This window comes from Streptococcus suis (assembly GCF_002960445.1).
Lineage (GTDB): Bacteria > Bacillota > Bacilli > Lactobacillales > Streptococcaceae > Streptococcus > Streptococcus hyiners.
The window spans coordinates 1-270 of sequence record NZ_POJD01000178.1 but is presented as its reverse complement, the minus strand read 5'-3'; the positions used below and the strand labels follow the sequence as shown (position 1 = coordinate 270).

1 protein-coding gene is annotated in these 270 nt (G+C 37.8%); it reads left to right on the top strand.

Features of this window, described 5'->3' with window-relative positions; translation table 11 throughout:
- Positions 1 to 270: ParB/RepB/Spo0J family partition protein (locus C1G53_RS07380; protein ID WP_153046672.1), on the top strand; the 270-nt coding region annotated here is incomplete at both ends.

The window sequence follows — 270 nt, the reverse complement described above, 5'->3', positions numbered from 1 at the left end:
CAGTGGTAAAAGAGCTGACTGATGATGATTTACTCTATCAGGCTATCATAGAGAATCTGCAGCGTTCTAACTTAAATCCGATAGAAGAAGCAGCCTCTTATCAAAAATTGATTAGTAGAGGGTTAACACATGATGAAGTTGCTCAAATCATGGGAAAATCAAGACCATATATCAGTAATTTATTGCGCCTACTAAATCTATCATCTCAGACTAAACAAGCTGTAGAAGAAGGAAAAATTTCACAAGGGCACGCGCGACAATTGGTGTCAT